Source organism: Dongia sp. agr-C8 (genome assembly GCF_054658695.1).
Window position 1 is genome coordinate 748355 of the sequence record NZ_BAAGHZ010000003.1, and the last position, 17830, is coordinate 766184.

A 17830-nucleotide genomic window follows, 5' to 3' on the forward strand; every position below is an offset into this window, starting at 1 on the left:
GGCGTCAGTCGGGCAATCCGTAGATGTCCTGCGGCTCCGGGAATCCGGCGAGGTCGAACTTGCCGAGCGGCACCAGCATCGAGCCGCAGGGCGAGGCGAAGGCCTTCGAGGCCAAGAGCGGTCGGTTCAATCCCTTGCACAGCCCTTCGATCCTCGACGCGAGGTTGACCGCCGGGCCGATCGCGGTGAAGTCCAAGCGCGCCGAATTGCCGATGACGGCGCCGATATTGCCGTAGGAGACCGAGCCGGCATGGAGCCCGATGCCGACGCGGAGCGGCGGCTTGCCGGCGCTGGCGCGGATCTCGTTCAGGGCATCCAGCGCGTCGAAGGCATCCTGCGCGGCGCGCAGCGCGATGTGGCATTTGCGGTCGCGGTCGAGATCGTCCTGCATCGGGAAGATCGCCAGCATGGCGTCGCCGATGAATTTCAGGATCTCGCCGCCATGGGCATGGACCGGTCGCGCCATCGCATCGAAATAGTCGTTGAGCAGCGCGATCACCTCGTCGCGCGGCAACTGATTCGACATCGCGGTGAAGTCGCGCAGGTCGCAAAACCAGATCGCGGCGGCGATGGTGGTGGATTGGCCGCGTCGCACCGAGCCGCCCAGCACCTGCCGCCCGGCATCCTCGCCGAGATAGATCTCCAGCAGCGACTTCGCCAGGCGGTGCCATTCGTGGCTGTCGACGATCATGGCGAGCAGCGGCATTACCGCGCCGACGCTGGCGATCTCGGCGTCGCTGAACCCCTCCGGCGCGTTGGTGGTGATCGAAATCGAGGCCCGGGCCTCGTCGTCGATCTCCAGCAGGAAGATCGCATAATCGGTGGCGCCGGTCTCCTTGAGCTCGTGCAGCACCGGAAAATCGAGCTGTGCGTCGGGCCCGGTGAGCTTGCGGCGGATCAGCTTCTCGCCGTCCTCGTAAAGCCGGCGCATCGGGCTGGAGAGATAGGTCTGTCCGCTGACCACCGAATGCTCGCGCTCGATTACCTGTGCGGTCGAATCGTCTTTGTTCCAGAGATAGCCGATGGCGCCCATCTGCGGGTGGATGGTGCGCTGGCCCAGATAGAGGCGCTGCAGCGGCAGGCCGCCTTCGCTGAGCTGCCGGCCAAGTCCGGCCACGATCTCGCGCAGGTCGTTAAGGCGGCGGCCGTCGTTGAGCAGCCAGCGGAACGCCCTTCCGCCGGCCTCGCCGCCGGCGAAAAGCTGCGCGATCTCGCCCTGGCCAATGCCATAGGGCGCCCTGGCCTCCGGCGCAGTCGACCGCCGGTAGCTGCGGGGGCGCCATGGCTCCGCCGCCGACCGCCGATTCGGATCGGAATCAACCGGCGGTTCGGTGGTTTTGTCGCGCGTGGAATCGCTGGGTTGAGCGGCCATAACCTTAATTAGATTGGGGTTGAAGCACCATCCAGCATCGCCCATCTTCGATGACATATATGGCGGCCAAGAGCTTAGTGGAGCAATCCATGTTCATCCAGACTGAAGAGACCCCCAATCCGGCAACCCTGAAATTCCTTCCGGGCCGGGCTGTGGCGGAAACGGGCAGCGTGGACTTCGCCTCCGCGGAATATGCGGCGCGCTCGCCGCTGGCCGACCGGCTGTTCAAGGTCGAGGGTGTCGAGCGCGTCTTCTTCGGCCTGGATTTCGTCACCATCACCAAGTCCGACCGTAAGGACTGGGCGGTGCTGAAGCCGGCGTTGCTGGGCGTCATCATGGAGCATTTCGTCTCCGGCCAGCCGGTGCTGCTGGATGATGACGCCACCGCCCCCGGTGGCGACGAGGAAGATGACGAGATCGTCGCCCAGATCAAGGATCTGCTCGAGACCCGGGTGCGGCCGGCGGTCGCGCAAGACGGCGGCGACATCATTTTCGACTCCTTCAAGGACGGCATCGTCTACCTGCATATGCAGGGCTCCTGCTCCGGCTGCCCGAGCTCGACCGCGACCCTGAAGATGGGCATCGAAAACATGCTTCGCCACTACGTCCCGGAAGTGGTCGAGGTGCGGCCGGTCTGACCCGGTCGCCCGATGCCCGACACGACCAGCCCGCTCGGTCTCCAAGAGCCGCTCGGCGCGCCCGCTCTGGCGCAGCTCTTCGACGAGGCGCACACCACCCGGCGCTGGTCCGACCGGCCGGTGCCGGACGATTTGCTGCGCCGGGCCTACGACCTGGCGAAGATGGGGCCGACCAGCGGCAACTGCCAGCCGCTCCGGATCGTCTTCGTGCGCTCGCCCGAAGCCAAGGAGAAGCTGAAGCCCTGCCTCTCCCGCGGCAACGTCGAGCAGACCATGGCGGCGCCCGCGACCGCGATCATCGCCTGGGACACGGAGTTCATCGAGCACCTGCCGCGACTCTATCCGCGCGAGGATGCGCGCGCCTGGTGGGCCGGCAAACCCGAAGCGATCAAATACAACGGCGAGCTGAACGGCGACCTGCAGGCCGGCTATTTCATCCTCGCGGCGCGCGCCCTCGGCTTGAGCTGCGGCCCGATGGGCGGCTTCGACCGCGCGAAGGTCGACCAGGCCTTCTTCGAGGCGAGCGATTGGGGCAAGACCTGGCGCTCGCGCTTCCTCTGCAATCTCGGCTATCCCGGCGAAGGCGGAACCCGCCCGCGCGACCCGCGCTTCGGTTTTGACGAGGCTTGTAAGGTCGTTTGATCTCTACATCAGAGGTTTCGGCAAGGTCGCCTGGTCGACCAGTGGATAGTCGCGCGCCTGGAACAGCTGGTAGTGCCACCACTCGTTCCTGTAAAAGTCCCAGCCCGCCGCCGACATGATCCCCATCAGCGTGAAGCGGTTCTGCTGGGCCGCGACGGAGACGTCGGTGCGGCCATGATGCGAGATCGGCCGCATCTCGTCGAAGCCGGTCCCCATGTCGAGCTCCAAGCCCGACTTGTCGATCAGGGTGAGATCGACCGCGACCCCTCGGCTGTGCGGCGAGCCCTTTCGCGGGTTGGCGACGAATTCGTCGCTGGGGAAGGCCTCCCAGAGCTTCCATTGCGCTTCCGACGGGCGGTAGGCGTCGAATATCTTGAACCGGAAGCCGAGCGGCGCCGCCAGCGCCACGGCCGCCTTCATCTTCTCCGCGGCATGTACGTGGAGATAGCAGGCGGCGGCGCGGGTGTAGATCGGCCTGCCGGTGATGTTGTCCGGCGTGGCATAGGCGAGGGCGATTTCGACATCGAAATCCTGCGCCGTGATCTCTACCATCGACATGATGCAATCCGACTCGTTTCTTACTCGCGGCCATGACTAACAGATCAGACCCCGCCGGCAAAGCCCGGCCCGGCATCGCCCAGGGATTCGCCGAAGGCAAGTCGCGCCCGATCCTGGCCATCGAAACCGGCGGCCGCGCCTGTTCGGTGGCGATCTTCTCCAGCCTGAAGGATCTTCCAGTCTTCCTGCACCAGCATACCGACCACGGCCAAGCCACGATGCTGATGCCAATGATCGAGCAAGCCATGGCAAAGGCTGGCTGCGGCTATGCCGACCTCGATCGGATCGCGGTTGCCGTGGGGCCCGGCAGCTTCACCGGAATTCGCGTCGGCCTTGCGGCGGCGCTGGGGCTGTCGCTGGCCTCGGGCGTACCGGCAATTGGCATATCGAGCTTCCTGACCGTCGCCCACGGTGCGGCGCGCGAGCGACAGGACCGTCGCCTCTTCGCGCTGCTCGACAGCCGCCGGGAAGAGCCGTTCTTGGCCGAACTCGATGCCGAGTTCAACTTCGCTCAGCCGCCGGCCGTCGTCACCGCTGAAGCGCTGGATGAAATCCTCGCCCCGGCCCGACCACTCATTCTCGCCGGCGATGCGCCGCTTATGGGGCGCTATGCAACGCAAGGCGGCATCCGCTTGATGCAGACCGCGCCGAGCGCGTTGGATGTCGCCATGCTCGCGGCCGATCTGCAACGTCGCTTCGACTTGCCACCGAAGCCGGTTTATGTGCGGCCACCGGACGCGACCATGCCGAAGCCCAAATGACGGCGCATGCCTGGAAGATCCGCCCGGTCGAGGGGTTCGACATTCCGGTGCTGACGGCGCTGCATGCCGCCTGCTTCACCGCGCCCTGGGATCAGCCCTGGACCGACCGATCCTTCGCCGAGGTCCTGCAGATGCCGGGCTCGGGCGCTTACATCGCGGCGCTGGGCGCCGAGCCGGTCGGCTTTGCCCTGGCACGCATCGTTGCCGACGAGGCCGAATTGCTGCTGATCGGCATTCATCCCGAGCATCGCCGCGCTGGCCGTGGCCGCGCGCTGCTCGACCATCTGTTCGCGGCCTTGCGCGCCTCGGGTGCGGCGCGGCTGTTCCTGGAAGTGGCCGAGGCCAATCCGGCGGCGACCGCCTTCTATCGCGCCGCAGGGTTCGAGCCGGTCGGACGGCGCAAGAAATACTACGAGGGTGAGGATGCTTTGGTGCTTATGAAAGCATTGCGGGCCGATATAGCCCAAACTTCAAAATAGCGGCATTGCGCTATATTGACCGAGACAGTAGTGTTGCCCCTCGAATACTTGGGGGCAATATTGGACGGAAGCCCGGAATGTCTGAAGAGTTGAAGCCCGGCAGCCTGCTGCAGATGGCGACGACGATCGTCGCCGCCCATGTCTCGAAGAGCAGCGTCCCCGCCGCCGAAATCCCGCGTCTCCTGAGCGACGTCTACCAGGCGCTGAGCGGTCTCGCGGGCGGCAAGCTGGCTGCGGCGCCGGCCAGTCGCGATCCGGCGGTGCCGGTCAAGAAGTCGGTGACGCCCGACTACATCATCTGCCTGGAATGCGGCAAGAAGCAGAAGATGCTGAAGCGCCATATCCGCACCGCCTACGGCCTCTCGCCGGAGCAGTATCGCGAGAAGTGGGACCTGCCGGCCGAATACCCGATGGTTTCGGCGAATTACGCGAAGAAGCGCAGCGCGCTCGCGCGGCAGATCGGACTCGGCACCGGCGGCAAGCGGCGCTGATCCGAAATCCCAGTTGCGAATCACTCGCGGCGTTTTTCCTTGGCCATCCGTCGCTTGACGGGCAGAATGCCGCAACGGAGTGAATCGAACCGTTAACATACGGAGTGGCTGGTTTCGTGACTTCACGGTTGGAAAAACTCTGCGTCGATAAGGGGCTGAAGATGACGGAGCAGCGGCGCGTGATCGCGCGCGTGCTCTCGGATGCGGCCGACCATCCCGACGTCGAGCAGGTGCACAAGCGCGCCACCAAGATCGACCCCAACATCTCGCTCGCCACGGTCTATCGCACCGTGCGCCTGTTTGAGGAGGCCAGCATCCTGGAGCGCCACGATTTCGGAGATGGCCGCGCGCGCTATGAGGAGGCGCCGGAAAGCCATCACGATCATCTCATCGACATCCAGTCCGGCCGGGTGATCGAGTTCTCCAACGAGGATATCGAGAAGCTGCAGAAGCGGGTCGCGGACGAATTGGGCTACAAGCTGGTCGGCCATCGCCTCGAGCTCTACGCCGTGCCGATCGGCTCGAAGTCTCGCGAAGCCAAGAAGCAGTGACCGCGCGGTTATGACTTTGGCCGAGACCAAAGCGCGTCCCGTCGACCTCACCATCGGTGATCTTGAAATCCGGCTGGCCGAGAGCGAAGCCGAGATCGCCGCCTGCCAATCCCTGCGCTACCGCGTCTTCTACGAGGAGATGAGCGCCACGCCCTCTCCGGAGATGGCGGCGACCCGGCGCGACTTCGATTCCTTCGATCCATTCTGCGACCATCTGATCGTGATCGACGCGCGCAAGGGCAGCGGCGCTGCCGGCATCGTCGCCACCTATCGCCTGCTGCGCCGTCCCGGCGCCGAGAAGCGCGGTCAGTTCTATTCGATCGACGAATACGACATCTCGGCAATCGTGGCGCATCCGGGCGAGATCCTGGAACTCGGCCGTTCCTGCGTCGATTCTGCCTATCGCTCGAAGGCGGTGATGCAGCTCCTGTGGAAGGGCATCAGCGAATACGTCTTCCATTTCAAGATCGAGATCATGTTCGGCTGCGCCAGCTTCCCCGGCACTGATCCCGCCGAGCATGCGACCACGCTCTCCTATCTCCATCACCGCCATATGGCGCCGCCGCAGTTCCGGCCGCGCGCCGTCCCGTCGCGCTATGTCTCGATGAACCTGCTGCCGATCGAGCAGATCGACGAGCGCCGCGCTCTGGCTTCGCTTCCGCCGCTGATCAAAGGCTACCTCCGGCTCGGCGGCTTCGTCGGCGACGGCGCGGTCATCGACCATCAGTTCGGCACGATCGACGTCTCGGTGGTCGTCGTGACCAATCTCGTCACTGACAAATACTACAAGCACTATGCCCGCGCCGAAAGCTGACGCCGCGACCCTCGAAGGCCCGGTTTCCCGCTTGCCGACTTCCGGTCCGGCGGATCTCAGCTATGCCGAGGATCCGATCGAGCCGGGCATCGCGCCCTTCGGCTCCGATACACTCGGTGCGCGGCGCCTCATCGGCTATCTCCTCCTCACCTTGGTGCTGATGCCGGTGCAGGCGCTGTTCGTGGCGCTCGGCAGCCGCATGGCGGAGCGTTTCCCGGTGACCTATCACCGGATCTGTTGCCGCCTGATGGGGATCGACATCGCGACGGTCGGGACGATGTCGCGCAACCGGCCGACGCTCTTCGTCAGCAACCACACCTCTTATATCGATATCACGGTCCTCGGCGCGCTGATCCCCGGCTCCTTCGTCGCCAAGGCCGAGGTCGCGCAATGGCCGCTCTACGGCTGGCTCGCCAAGCTGCAGCGCACAGTCTTCGTCGATCGCAAGCGCAACACCTCGCATATCCAGCGCGACCAGCTGGGGCAGCGCCTCGCCGCCGGCGACAATCTCATTCTCTTTCCCGAGGGTACGTCGAACGACGGCAACCGCGTGCTGCCGTTCCGCAGCGCGCTGCTGTCCGTTGCCGAGGCCTCTAGCACAGATGCGCCATTGGTTATCCAGCCGGTCTCGGTGGCCTACGTCGCGCTGAACGGCATCCCGATGGGTCATGGGCTCCGGCCGATGGTCGCCTGGTATGGCGACATGACCTTGGGGCCGCATCTCTGGCAGTTCAGCCGCCTGGGCAAGGTGACCGTGGTGGTGGAATTTCACCCGCCGGTCGATCTCAAGGATGCGGGCTCCCGCAAGGACCTGACTCGCTACTGCCTCACCGCCGTCGCCGACGGGGTCGAGCGGGCACTGACCGGCCGGGCGCTCGCCCCCGACCCGGCGGCCTCCGGTGGCCATTAGCGCCTCGCCATGCTAGGGTCAGGGTCATGGGAAACGCCGCTTTGCCGAATCGCCCGGAGTGAGTTCTAAATCGTTGGCGAAGAAGCTCTTCATAAAGACCTATGGCTGTCAGATGAACGTCTATGACTCCGCCCGAATGGCGGAGTTGCTGGCGCCGCTCGGCTATGCCCCGACCGAGGATGCAGGCGAGGCCGACATGGTCATCCTCAACACCTGCCATATCCGCGAGAAGGCCTCCGAAAAGGTGTTCTCGGAGCTCGGCCGCCTGCGGGCCGATCGCCGCGAGCGCGGCGCCGAGGACGTGATCGTTGCGGTTGCCGGCTGCGTCGCCCAGGCTGAAGGCGCCGAGATCATCCGCCGCGCGCCCGACGTCGATATCGTGCTCGGGCCGCAGACCTATCACCGCCTGCCGGAAATGGTCGCGCGCGCGGCCCGGGCCCATGACGCCAAGTTCCGATTGCCGGGTCGCGGTGCGGGTCTGCTCGATACCGAATTCCCCGCGGAATCGAAATTCGACTTCCTGCCGGCCACGAATGAATCTCCGGTCAGCGCTTTCCTGGCGATCCAGGAAGGCTGTGACAAGTTCTGCACCTTCTGCGTGGTGCCTTACACCCGCGGCGCCGAGTTCTCGCGTCCCGTCGCGCGCATCCTGGACGAGGCGCGTGCGCTGGTCGCGGCTGGGGCGCGCGAGATCACCTTGCTCGGGCAGAACGTCAACGCCTATCACGGCGAAGCGGAAGATGGGTCCGACTGGTCGCTGGCGCGCCTGATCCGCGAGCTCGCCGATCGCGTTCCCGATCTCGTCCGCATCCGCTACACCACCTCGCATCCGCGCGACATGGATCTCGATCTCATTGCCGCCCATGGCGAGGTGCCGCAGCTGATGCCCTTCCTGCATCTCCCCGTTCAGTCGGGCTCGGACCGCATGCTGGAGGCGATGAACCGCCAGCACGGCGTCGATCTCTACCGCCGCATCGTGGAGAAGCTGCGTGCGGCGCGGCCGGACATCGCCTTCTCCTCGGACTTCATCGTCGGCTTTCCCGGCGAGAGCGCCGGCGATTTCGCCGCGACCATGGCGCTGGTCACCGAGGTCGAGTTCGCGATGGCCTATTCCTTCAAATACAGCCCGCGCCCCGGCACGCCGGCGGCATCGATGGATCTCCAGGTGCCGGACGCCGAACAGAATGCGCGGCTGCAGGAATTGCAGGCCCTGCTGAACGCACAGCAACAGGACTTCAACCGCGCTACGCTCGGCCGGGTACTGCCGGTGCTGCTGGAGAAGCCTGGCCGTCGCGATGGCCAGCTGGTCGGCAAGTCGCCCTATGCCCAGGCCGTGCATGTCGAAATATCGCCGGCCGAGATCGGCCGCGTGGTCGAGGCCCGGATCACCGGCCTCGGGCGCTTCAGTCTGCGTGGAGAGATCGCAACCCCGCCGGTGCCGCTGGCGCCGCGCCATATGGAGGCCATCGCTTGAGCTTGGACGCGCCCGTCACCTCCGCTCCGGCCCATATGCAATTCGACGACAACCGCCTGCTGCCCCTCTTGTTCGGCGAGCATGACCAGAATCTGGCGCGGATCGAGAAGGAGCTCGGCGTGAGCTTGGTCTCCCGCGGCAACCAGATCGCGATCTCCGGCCCGGCCGACGCGGTTGCGATCGCGCGACAGGTGCTGGTCGGCCTCTATCAGCGCCTGAAGCGCGGCCTCGAGGTCAACCGCGGCGAAGTCGATGCCGCGATGCGACTCGCCCGCCAGGATGACGGGCTCGAGCCCAATCTGTTCGGCGCCGATGCCAAGGACGGAACCGCGATCCGCACCCAGCGCCGTCACATCACGCCGCGCTCGGCGATGCAGGCGCGCTACATGCGCATGCTGCACGAGAAGGAGCTGGTGTTCGGCCTGGGGCCTGCCGGCACCGGCAAGACCTATCTTGCGGTCGCCGTCGCCGTCGCCATGCTGACCAAGGGCGCGGTTGATCGCATCGTGCTCTCTCGCCCCGCGGTCGAGGCCGGGGAGCGCCTGGGTTTCCTGCCGGGCGATCTCCGCGAGAAGGTCGATCCCTATCTCCGTCCGCTCTATGATGCGCTCTACGACATGCTGCCGGCCGAGCAGGTGATGAAGCGTCTCTCTTCCGGCGACATCGAGATCGCGCCCTTGGCCTTCATGCGCGGCCGCACGCTGGCGCATTCTTTCGTCATCCTCGACGAGGCGCAGAACACGACGCCGATGCAGATGAAGATGTTCCTGACCCGCTTGGGCGAGAATTCGCGCATGGTGGTGACCGGCGACCTCTCGCAGATCGATCTTCCTTCCGGCACCAAGTCGGGCCTCAAGGATGCGCTCGAGGCGATCGGCGACGTGCCGGACATCGGCGTTACGCAGTTCACCGAGGTCGACGTCGTGCGCCATCATCTGGTCGCGAAGATCGTCCACGCCTATGACAAGCGCGATCGCCAGGCGAAGAAGCCCGCCGCGCCGAGCCGCGATTCATCGAACTGAAACATCCGAAGATGCCGCGCGCAGCTTCATCCACGGTTGCCGTCTCCGTCATCGTCGAGCATGGTGCCTGGCGCGAGGCGATCGCCGATCCGGTGCCGCTGCTGCGCCGTGCCGCCCAGGCCGCGGTTGCCGAAGTGCGCCGCACTCGGCGGTCGCGGGCGACCTGGACGCCGGTCGTCGCCGTCGCGCTGATGGACGATCGCGCGATGCGCAAGCTGAACAACACCTATCGCGGCAAGGACAAGCCGACCAACGTGCTTTCCTTCCCTTCCGGCGAGGCGGCTGAAGGCAAGCGGCGCCGGCTGGGCGATGTCGCGATGGCCCTTGGAACGGTCAAACGCGAGGCCCGGGCGCAGGGGAAGCCGCTGCAAGACCATGTCGCGCATCTTATGGTGCATGCCGTGCTGCACCTGCTAGGATATGACCATGAAGCCGATCCGGACGCCGAAGAGATGGAGGCGCTTGAGCGCAAAATCCTGGCCGCGCTCGGCATCGCCGATCCTTATAGGGATGCTCAGTAGTCTAAGGTCATGACCGACGCTCCCGCCACGCGCGGCGCGCGCAGCGAGCCGCAAGGCCCCGAACGGGGCGAAGAAGCGAAATCCCGCAAGTCGCTGAAGAACCTGTTCCGCCTGTGGCGGCGGCGCGGCGGCGAGACCGACCTGCGTGACGCGATCGAGGAGCTGATCGAGGAGAGCGAGGAGGCCGAGCCCGGCGAGGCTGCGCTCGACACCAGCGAATCCGACCTGCTGCTCAACGTCCTCAAGTTCGGCGAACTGACGGCCTACGACGTCATGGTGCCGCGCGCCGACATCAAGGCGGTGGCCGAGGACGTCGATCTCCGCGCCCTGATCCAGACGGTGCGCGAGTTCGGTCATTCGCGCCTGCCGGTCTACAGCGAGAATCTCGACGACATCATCGGCATCGTCCACATCAAGGACGCGCTGCCCTCGATCTTCGAGCCGGAGAAGTTCCAGCTGAAGCGCGTGCTGCGCGAGCCGGTCTTCGTGGCGCCCTCGGTTCGCCTTCTGGACCTGCTGCTGCAGATGCGCCTCGCCCGCGCGCATATGGTTCTTGTGGTAGACGAGTTCGGCGGCACCGACGGCCTCGTCACCATCGAAGACCTGGTCGAGCAAATCATCGGCGAGATCGAGGACGAGCATGACGTGGTGCGCGGGCCCAACCTGGTCGAGCGGCCCGACGGCACCCTGATCGCCAATGCGCGCACCACGATCAGCGATTTCGAGGAACGCGTCGGCCCAATCCTCACCGAAGAGGAGCGCGAGGCCGATATCGACACGCTGGGCGGCCTGGTCATGTCGCTGACCGATCGCGTGCCGGCGCGCGGCGAACTGGTCACGCATCCTTCCGGAATCGCCTTCGAGGTGCTGGACGCGGACCCGCGCCGCATCAAGCGCCTGCGCGTCCGCAACGCGCCGCAGAGGCCCGATCGGGACAAGGAGTAGCATGAGCGTCGCTCGCGAGATGGCCGGGTCGCCGGAATCGCGCCCGGCGCGCAGCCTCGGCGCGATTTCCGGTTGGCGCGCCTATGGCTTGGCTGCGGTGCTGGGTGCCATCGCCGGCCTTGCCTTTGCACCGCTCAATTTCGTGCCGGCATTCGCACTCGGCATTTCCGGTCTGGTCTGGCTCGCGGCCGAGGCGCCCACGCGGCGCGGGGGCTTCGCCGTTGGCTGGTGGTGGGGGCTCGGGCATTTCGCGGTCAACAGCTATTGGATCGCCGAGTCCTTCCTGGTCGATGCCGAGCGCTTCGGCTGGATGATCCCGCCGGTCTTGGGCGGGCTCGCCGCCTATCTGGCACTCTATCCCGCGCTCGCGGTGCTGGCCTTTCGCGCTCTGCCGCAACGGCTCTCGGTGGCCGGCATCGCCGCCTTCGCCGCCTTCTGGACCATCGCCGAATGGCTGCGCGGCCATGTCCTGACCGGCTATCCCTGGGATCTCGCCGCCTATATCTGGAGCGGCAGCGACGCGATGATGCAGTCCGCCTCGCTTTGGGGCGCCTGGGGCTTGAGCCTCGTCACCGTCTTTGCCCTTGCCTTGCCGGCGCTCCTCGTCTTGATGAACCTGCGGGCCGCGCGCGCCGCTGCGATCGGCATGGCCCTGGTCCTTGGCGCACTCTATCTGGGCGGCCTCTGGCGACTTTCCAACGCCATTCCAACAGCGCCAGAATCCGATCCGAGCGCGGTTCGCGTTCGCTTGATCCAGCCCAACATCGCCCAGAGCATGAAGCTCGATCGCGACACGCGACCGGACCAGATCCGCACCTTGATGCGTCTCACTTTGGAGACACCGGGCTTCGACAAGGTGAAGGCGGTGATCTGGCCGGAGACCGCGGCCAACTATCTCTTGGAGCGCGACCCGAGCCTGCGCGGCTTCCTCGCCCAGGCGGCGCCCCATGAGGGGATTCTCCTGACAGGCGTGCCGCGCGGCGAACCGCTCGACGGCCCGCTCACCGAGATCTGGAACTCCTTCGCGGTCTTGGATGGTCGAGGTCAGATCCTAGGAACGGCCGACAAGTTCCATCTGGTGCCGCTCGGCGAGTATGTCCCATTGCGTGGGATACTCCCCTTCATCAACAAGCTCACGCCAGGCTCGATGAACTTCACCCCAGGCCCAGGGCCGCGCACGCTGCATACACCTGCGCTGCCGCCGTTCAGTCCGCTGATCTGCTACGAGGTGATCTTCCCCGGCGCGGTCGTCGATCCCAACGACCGCCCTGCGCTCCTCGTCAACGTGACCAATGACGGATGGTTCGGAACCAGTACCGGACCATCGCAGCACTTTGCCACTGCGCGCTTCCGCAGCGTCGAGGAAGGTATTCCGATGCTGCGGGCGGCCAACACCGGAATCTCCGGCGTGATCGATGCTTACGGCCGTGTCGAGACTCGCTCCAATCTGGTGGTGGAAGCGGTGATCGATGCGACCGTTCCGTCGGCGCTCGGCCCGACGCTCTTTGCCCGCTTCGGATTGTTCACCGTGCTGCCGTTGATTGTTCTCGCGCTCATTCCTATCCTGTTTCGCGTGCGCAAGTCTTCGATCTCATAGCCTGTGATAACTCTCTCATTCCCGGTGTTCGCGTCGAATTGATTCAGGTCACGAATCACACGCTGCGGCGCGCAATCCAGCGTTGACTGCATATGGTTGTATGTCTATAGGTGTCGGCGCGTAACGGTGCGCTGGCGGATGGGAATCGCATCAGGCAATGGCAAGGCAGATGGAAAAGCGTAAGACGGCGCGCGGCCGCAAGTCATCGGGCCGGATGGCCAGCAAGGGCTTCCCAAATCCGATCGACGTTCATGTCGGAACCCGTATCCGCTTGCGCCGTACCTTGCTGGGCTTGAGCCAGGAGAAGCTCGGCGAGGCGATCGGCCTCACCTTTCAGCAAGTGCAAAAATACGAGCGCGGCGCCAACCGCGTCGGCTCCAGCCGTCTCTACGATTTGTCGCGCGTGCTCGACGTGCCGATTGCCTACTTCTTCGACGAGATGCCGGGCGGCGTTCAGGATAAGAGCCCGAGCCGGCTCATGGGCCTCGCCCATCCGCCGACCGTCGAATACGAGCCGGACCCGATGGCCAAGCGCGAGACCCTGGAGCTGGTCCGCGCCTACTATCGGATCACCGACCCCGCGCTCCGCAAGCGTCTCTTCGAGCTGATCAAGTCGATCGCCCGTGGCCTGCAGGACGAGGACTGAGCCCGTTGCCCGGCTCGGGAACCACCCGGCTCCAGGACCGTTTCAGCTAACCGCCAGAACCTCTTGAGTTTTTTCCGGGTTGCGGCGCAGCAGAACGCGCTTGACCGCGGTCCTGCCCTCCACCATGATCCGCGCGCTCCAAAACTGGGCGCCTCTGATTCCATGCGCCGGCTTGGCTAAATAGCCGGGGCCATCTGAAATTCTCCTTCCCTTTTTTAGCGGGGTATATGGCGTGACGAGATCCTCCTACCTGTTCACCAGCGAAAGCGTTTCCGAGGGTCACCCGGACAAGGTCTGTGACCGGATCTCCGACACCATCGTTGACATCTATCTCGGCGCCGACCCGCAGGCACGCGTCGCGGTCGAGACGCTCTGCACCACCAACAAGGTGGTGCTGGCCGGCGAGGTTCGCGGTCCCGGCTCGATCACCCATGACAAGCTCAAGGAAGCCGCGCGCGCCGCGATCAAGGACATCGGCTACGAGCAGGAAGGCTTCCACTGGCAGAAGGCGGACATCGAGTGCTACGTGCATTCGCAGTCGGCCGACATCGCCCAGGGCGTCGATGCCGCGGGCAACAAGGACGAGGGCGCCGGCGACCAGGGCATCATGTTCGGCTATGCCTGCAACGAGACCGAAGAGCTGATGCCGGCGCCGATCTACTACGCGCACCGCATCCTGAAGCTGCTCTCCGAGGCGCGCCGCTCCGGCAAGGAGAAGGGCCTCGCCCCCGACGCGAAGAGCCAGGTGACCCTGCTCTATCAGAACGGCAAGCCGGTGAAGGCGACCTCGATCGTCGTCTCGACCCAGCATGCCGAGAATCTCGACCAGGAGCAGGTGCGCGAGATCGTGCGCCCCTACGTGAACCAGGTGCTGCCGAACGGCTGGATGTGCCCGGAAGAGGAATTCTACGTGAACCCGACCGGCCGATTTGTGGTCGGCGGTCCCGATGGCGATGCCGGCCTGACCGGTCGCAAGATCATCGTCGACACTTACGGCGGCGCGGCCCCGCATGGCGGCGGCGCCTTCTCCGGCAAGGACCCGACCAAGGTCGACCGCTCGGCTGCCTATGCCGCGCGCTATCTGGCGAAGAACGTGGTCGCGGCCGGCCTCGCCGACCGCTGCACCATCCAGCTCGCCTATGCGATCGGCGTCTCCAAGCCGCTCTCGATCTATGTCGACACCTACGGCACCGGCAAGGTCGACGAAGCCAAGGTGGAGAAGGTCCTGGCCGAGCTGATGGACCTCTCGCCGCGCGGCATCCGCAACCATCTCGGCCTCAACAAGCCGATCTACGCGCGCACCTCCGCCTACGGCCATTTCGGCCGCAAGCCGGAAGCGGACGGCGGCTTCTCCTGGGAGAAGACCGACCTGGTCGCGGATCTCAAATCCGCGTTCGCCTGAGTGAATGGCCGAGGCTGAGAAACGGCGCCAAGCGTTCCAGTTCTACGGCAGGCGTAAGGGACGGCCGCTCCGCAAGGGGCGGCAGTTTCTTTTTGACGAACTGCTGCCGCGCGTCGCCATTCCGCTGACCGCGGGATCCACGCTCGATCCCGCGACGCTGTTCACCCCGCGCAAGCACGCCATCTGGCTGGAGATCGGCTTCGGCGGCGGCGAGCATCTGGCGCATCAGGCCGAGGAGCATCCCGGCATCGGCTTCCTCGGCTGCGAGGTGTTCGAGGCCGGCATCGCCTCCTGCTTGAGCCATATCGCCGAACGCAAGCTCGAGAACGTGCGGCTCCATCCCGAGGATGCCCGGGTGCTGCTGGCGGCCTTGCAGCCGCGGAGCCTCGATCGCGTGTTCCTGCTGTTTCCCGATCCCTGGCCGAAGCGCCGCACCGCGAAGCGCCGCTTCGTCAACCGCGACAACCTCGATCGCCTGGCGGAATTGATCGTTCCCGGCGGCGAGCTCCGCATCGCCAGCGACGACCCGACCTATATCGAATGGACGCTGCAGCACGTCCCCGTGCATCCCGGATTCCAATGGGTGGCGCAGTCACCGGTCGATTGGCAGGACCGCCCCATGGATTCGATCGAGACGCGCTATGAGAAGAAGGCACGTGAAGCGGAGCGCGTGCCGCATTTCTTCCGCTTCGCGCGGCTGTAAAGCGGAATTGTTCTTGGTTGAGTCGAGTAAGCGGCGCTGTATCTATCTCAAGCGTGACAGGTCTCAAGCAGCTTCAAGACCCTCATCCTGTCCTGCTCCCTCCGGGAGAAGGGACGCTGTTACTCGAGCCTTTCCAATTCGCTGTCAGCGAGCGATCGCCGCACTCCCTCGCCCGTAGGGAGAGGGTTGGGGTGAGGGTCTTGAAGCTGCTTGAGACCTTTCAAACTGCAACCCGCTTTCGCCTCTCATCAGACCGTCTCGATAAAACGAAACCGCGCTTCCGGCTTCCAAGAATTCCGCTGCATACTCCTGAATTCAGGCGTCGTGGCCGGCCGAGACTCGCGACGAGGTTCATGGTACAATCGCTGCGCTGTTTGAAATGGTGAATGCGGCGTGGAACGTCCCGCCCGGCGCGATGCCCCGTGCATGCTGCGCCGCATCGCAGACCCAGCACAGACAGGATGAATAGATCCTGCAAATTCGGCATGACACGGCGCGAGCATCGACAGCGTTGCATGGATCTGCGCGAACGCGTGGTCCCGCGCGCCCGGAACCTTTACAGGGCCTTTACCAGGACAAGCCTGGCTTTGATCTCGGCCGCGCGGCAAAGGGCGTTGCACATCAAAGAGTTGATGCGGATTTTCGCGCTTCGAAATGGCGCGGTCCGTAAAGGTGCGGGGGAGAGCTATTCCTTCCGATGCGCCGCGACGAAGGCGGCCATGCTGGGGAAATGGAAATCCGTCTTCACACCTTCGACCGGCGCGGTCGCGCCGCTGCCGCTCTTGCCCATGCGGCGGTCGATCCAGTTGGTGGCGAGGCCGACTTGCTTTGCCATCTGGTGGTCGTGGAACAGGCTTTGCGCCGTATGGAGGATGTCCTTCGGCCCGAAGCCGAATTTCTCCTGGACGACTTTGAGCACGAAGTCGAAGTTGCGCTTGTCGGGCTTGTAGGAACCGATGTCCTCGGCGGTGCAGATCGCATCGAAGGTGACGCCCAGCTTCTTGTTGCTCTCGGCGAAGCTCGCGCGATCGATGTTGGAGAGAATGACCAGCTTGTAATGCTGCTTCAGATAGGCGAGTGCCGCGGCCGAATCCGGGAAGGCCGGCCAGTCCGGCACCGAGTTGCCGAAGCGCTCGGCCTCAGCCTCGGTGATGCTTGCGTTCCAGTCCTTCGCCAGGCGGCGATAGCATTCGGCGAGCAGCTTCCGGTAATTGAGGCTCGGCTGCGCCTTCTCGATCGCGGTTTCATGACGCGCGAAGGTGTTGAGCGCCGTCTCTTCATCCACCTTGCCGCCGAGGCGTTCCAGCATCGGCCGCAAGGCCGCGAGCAGACCGCTCTCCCAGTCGATCAGCGTGCCGTAGCAGTCGAAGGTCAGGACCTTGAAATCGGTGAGGCGCATGGCGGGCTCCGTTGCAGGGGATGCGGCTCTATAGCCCGAAGCGGTCGGCCCCGGCTTGACCCGGACTATGGCGCCTTGTGCCCAGACTGCAGTCGGCGGCGGTAGGCGGCCGGGGATTGGCCGAAGCGGCGGCGGAAGGCACGGGTGAAGGCGCTCTGCTCGCTGAAGCCGACGCCGAGCGCGATCTCGACGATCGGCTCGGCGCTGCCGGCCAAGCGATCCTTTGCGCGATCCAGCCGGATCTCGCCGAGATAGCGGCCGGGTGTCATGCCCAGCCACTGTTTGAAAAGGCCATGGAGATGCGCGGTGCTGATCCCGGCGACCTTCGCCGTGTCCGCGCAGGTGATCGGCCGCGGATAAGCGCGGCGCATGTATTCCGTCGCCCTCAACACGGCTTCGGGTGCCCGCGCCTCGCCTTCGGTATCGGCCAAGGCCGCCGCCAGCAACGGCGCTAGATGCTCGGCATCAGCGCCGAGCGCGCCAGATCGCGATTCGACATAAGCCAGCAGGTGCTCGACCGCGCGCGAGATGGCGAAATAAGGCTGGCCCGTGCCGAGAAGACGCGCGGGCGCCGCATCGGAGGTCTGGCCGATGTCGAGCGTCACGAATCGGTTCCGGCCGACACCGGTGAAGGCATGCAGCATGCCCGCAGGAACCAGCGCGCCTCGGCTCCCATCCACCCGGCCCGACCGGCCGCCGATTTCCATCTCGAGCTGGCCTTCCAGCGCCAGCACCACCTGGTGATGCGGATGGTCATGCGCATAGGGCACGCCGGCATAGGAGCGAAGATCGAGGGTGAGGGACTGCATGGGCCGGCCTCCAGTTGCGGCGGCGACATTACAGGAATCCGACCCGGCGGTGAAACCCGCGTTTCGGGCGCACCCCGAACGATCCGCCCCTTGCAT

Annotated in this window: 21 protein-coding genes; 16 read left to right on the plus strand and 5 right to left on the minus strand. The window is 65.3% G+C overall.

Going from position 1 to position 17830, the window contains the following annotated elements; all coding sequences use genetic code 11:
- Positions 1-4 precede the first annotated feature (4 nt).
- Entirely contained in the window at positions 5-1372 is a 1368-nt protein-coding gene (locus ACYQ4T_RS17770) for an adenylate/guanylate cyclase domain-containing protein (RefSeq protein WP_459856896.1), read from the minus strand.
- Positions 1373-1461: 89 nt separating this feature from the next.
- Here ACYQ4T_RS17770 and ACYQ4T_RS17775 point away from each other — a divergent pair, with 89 nt between their 5' ends.
- Together ACYQ4T_RS17775 and ACYQ4T_RS17780 are read left to right on the plus strand one after the other, a co-directional pair.
- Positions 1462-2010, plus strand: coding sequence for a NifU family protein (locus ACYQ4T_RS17775; RefSeq protein ID WP_459856899.1), 549 nt, complete (start codon positions 1462-1464; stop codon positions 2008-2010).
- Between the two features lie 12 nt (positions 2011-2022).
- Positions 2023-2652 (plus strand): malonic semialdehyde reductase, encoded by a 630-nt coding sequence (locus tag ACYQ4T_RS17780; RefSeq protein WP_459856902.1) that lies wholly within the window; start codon positions 2023-2025, stop codon positions 2650-2652.
- A gap of 3 nt (positions 2653-2655) precedes the next feature.
- On the opposite strand, the gene ddpX is transcribed toward ACYQ4T_RS17780, so the two are convergent.
- Positions 2656-3210: a D-alanyl-D-alanine dipeptidase gene (gene ddpX, locus ACYQ4T_RS17785; protein WP_459856905.1), complete on the minus strand. Its 555-nt coding sequence runs from the start codon at positions 3208-3210 to the stop codon at positions 2656-2658.
- Between the two features lie 44 nt (positions 3211-3254).
- Entirely contained in the window at positions 3255-3422 is a 168-nt protein-coding gene (locus ACYQ4T_RS17790) for a hypothetical protein (protein ID WP_459858076.1), read from the minus strand.
- Here ACYQ4T_RS17790 and tsaB point away from each other — a divergent pair.
- From tsaB to trmB, 14 genes are all read left to right on the plus strand, one after another.
- The gene (gene tsaB, locus ACYQ4T_RS17795; RefSeq protein ID WP_459856907.1) at positions 3357-3971 is read left to right on the plus strand and encodes a tRNA (adenosine(37)-N6)-threonylcarbamoyltransferase complex dimerization subunit type 1 TsaB; all 615 of its coding nucleotides are present in this window, start codon (positions 3357-3359) and stop codon (positions 3969-3971) included. The two genes, ACYQ4T_RS17790 and tsaB, sit on opposite strands and share 66 nt — an antisense overlap.
- Positions 3968-4450 carry a ribosomal protein S18-alanine N-acetyltransferase gene (gene rimI, locus ACYQ4T_RS17800; RefSeq protein WP_459856910.1) on the plus strand — a complete coding sequence of 161 codons (483 nt, stop codon included), beginning with the start codon at positions 3968-3970 and terminating at the stop codon, positions 4448-4450. The genes tsaB and rimI overlap by 4 nt, the downstream gene beginning before the upstream one ends.
- A 77-nt stretch (positions 4451-4527) precedes the next feature.
- Positions 4528-4941, plus strand: a complete 414-nt coding sequence (locus ACYQ4T_RS17805) for a Ros/MucR family transcriptional regulator (protein ID WP_459856913.1) — start codon at positions 4528-4530, stop codon at positions 4939-4941.
- A gap of 116 nt (positions 4942-5057) precedes the next feature.
- Positions 5058-5492, plus strand: a complete 435-nt coding sequence (locus tag ACYQ4T_RS17810) for a Fur family transcriptional regulator (RefSeq protein WP_395019614.1) — start codon at positions 5058-5060, stop codon at positions 5490-5492.
- 16 nt (positions 5493-5508) lie between these two features.
- Positions 5509-6306 carry a GNAT family N-acetyltransferase gene (locus ACYQ4T_RS17815; RefSeq protein ID WP_459856917.1) on the plus strand — a complete coding sequence of 266 codons (798 nt, stop codon included), beginning with the start codon at positions 5509-5511 and terminating at the stop codon, positions 6304-6306.
- 31 nt (positions 6307-6337) lie between these two features.
- Positions 6338-7216, plus strand: a complete 879-nt coding sequence (locus ACYQ4T_RS17820) for a lysophospholipid acyltransferase family protein (RefSeq protein WP_459856920.1) — start codon at positions 6338-6340, stop codon at positions 7214-7216.
- 73 nt (positions 7217-7289) lie between these two features.
- Positions 7290-8690 carry a tRNA (N6-isopentenyl adenosine(37)-C2)-methylthiotransferase MiaB gene (gene miaB, locus ACYQ4T_RS17825; RefSeq protein ID WP_459856923.1) on the plus strand — a complete coding sequence of 467 codons (1401 nt, stop codon included), beginning with the start codon at positions 7290-7292 and terminating at the stop codon, positions 8688-8690.
- Positions 8691-8725: 35 nt separating this feature from the next.
- Positions 8726-9712, plus strand: a complete 987-nt coding sequence (locus ACYQ4T_RS17830; protein ID WP_459858057.1) for a PhoH family protein — start codon at positions 8726-8728, stop codon at positions 9710-9712.
- 11 nt (positions 9713-9723) lie between these two features.
- Positions 9724-10233: an rRNA maturation RNase YbeY gene (gene ybeY / locus ACYQ4T_RS17835; RefSeq protein ID WP_459856926.1), complete on the plus strand. Its 510-nt coding sequence runs from the start codon at positions 9724-9726 to the stop codon at positions 10231-10233.
- A gap of 9 nt (positions 10234-10242) precedes the next feature.
- Positions 10243-11178: a hemolysin family protein gene (locus tag ACYQ4T_RS17840; protein WP_459856929.1), complete on the plus strand. Its 936-nt coding sequence runs from the start codon at positions 10243-10245 to the stop codon at positions 11176-11178.
- Position 11179: 1 nt separating this feature from the next.
- Positions 11180-12775, plus strand: coding sequence for an apolipoprotein N-acyltransferase (gene lnt, locus ACYQ4T_RS17845; protein ID WP_459856932.1), 1596 nt, complete (start codon positions 11180-11182; stop codon positions 12773-12775).
- 169 nt (positions 12776-12944) lie between these two features.
- Positions 12945-13421 (plus strand): helix-turn-helix domain-containing protein, encoded by a 477-nt coding sequence (locus tag ACYQ4T_RS17850; protein ID WP_459856935.1) that lies wholly within the window; start codon positions 12945-12947, stop codon positions 13419-13421.
- 232 nt (positions 13422-13653) lie between these two features.
- Positions 13654-14823, plus strand: coding sequence for a methionine adenosyltransferase (gene metK / locus ACYQ4T_RS17855; RefSeq protein ID WP_459856937.1), 1170 nt, complete (start codon positions 13654-13656; stop codon positions 14821-14823).
- A gap of 4 nt (positions 14824-14827) precedes the next feature.
- A complete protein-coding gene (gene trmB, locus ACYQ4T_RS17860; RefSeq protein ID WP_459856940.1) occupies positions 14828-15526 on the plus strand; it encodes a tRNA (guanosine(46)-N7)-methyltransferase TrmB in 699 nt (232 codons plus the stop codon).
- A 685-nt stretch (positions 15527-16211) separates the two neighbouring features.
- On the opposite strand, the gene ACYQ4T_RS17865 is transcribed toward trmB, so the two are convergent.
- Together ACYQ4T_RS17865 and ACYQ4T_RS17870 are read right to left on the minus strand one after the other, a co-directional pair.
- Positions 16212-16925: a haloacid dehalogenase type II gene (locus ACYQ4T_RS17865; protein WP_459856942.1), complete on the minus strand. Its 714-nt coding sequence runs from the start codon at positions 16923-16925 to the stop codon at positions 16212-16214.
- A 65-nt stretch (positions 16926-16990) separates the two neighbouring features.
- Positions 16991-17734 (minus strand): helix-turn-helix transcriptional regulator, encoded by a 744-nt coding sequence (locus ACYQ4T_RS17870; RefSeq protein ID WP_459856944.1) that lies wholly within the window; start codon positions 17732-17734, stop codon positions 16991-16993.
- Between the last annotated feature and the right edge of the window lie 96 nt (positions 17735-17830).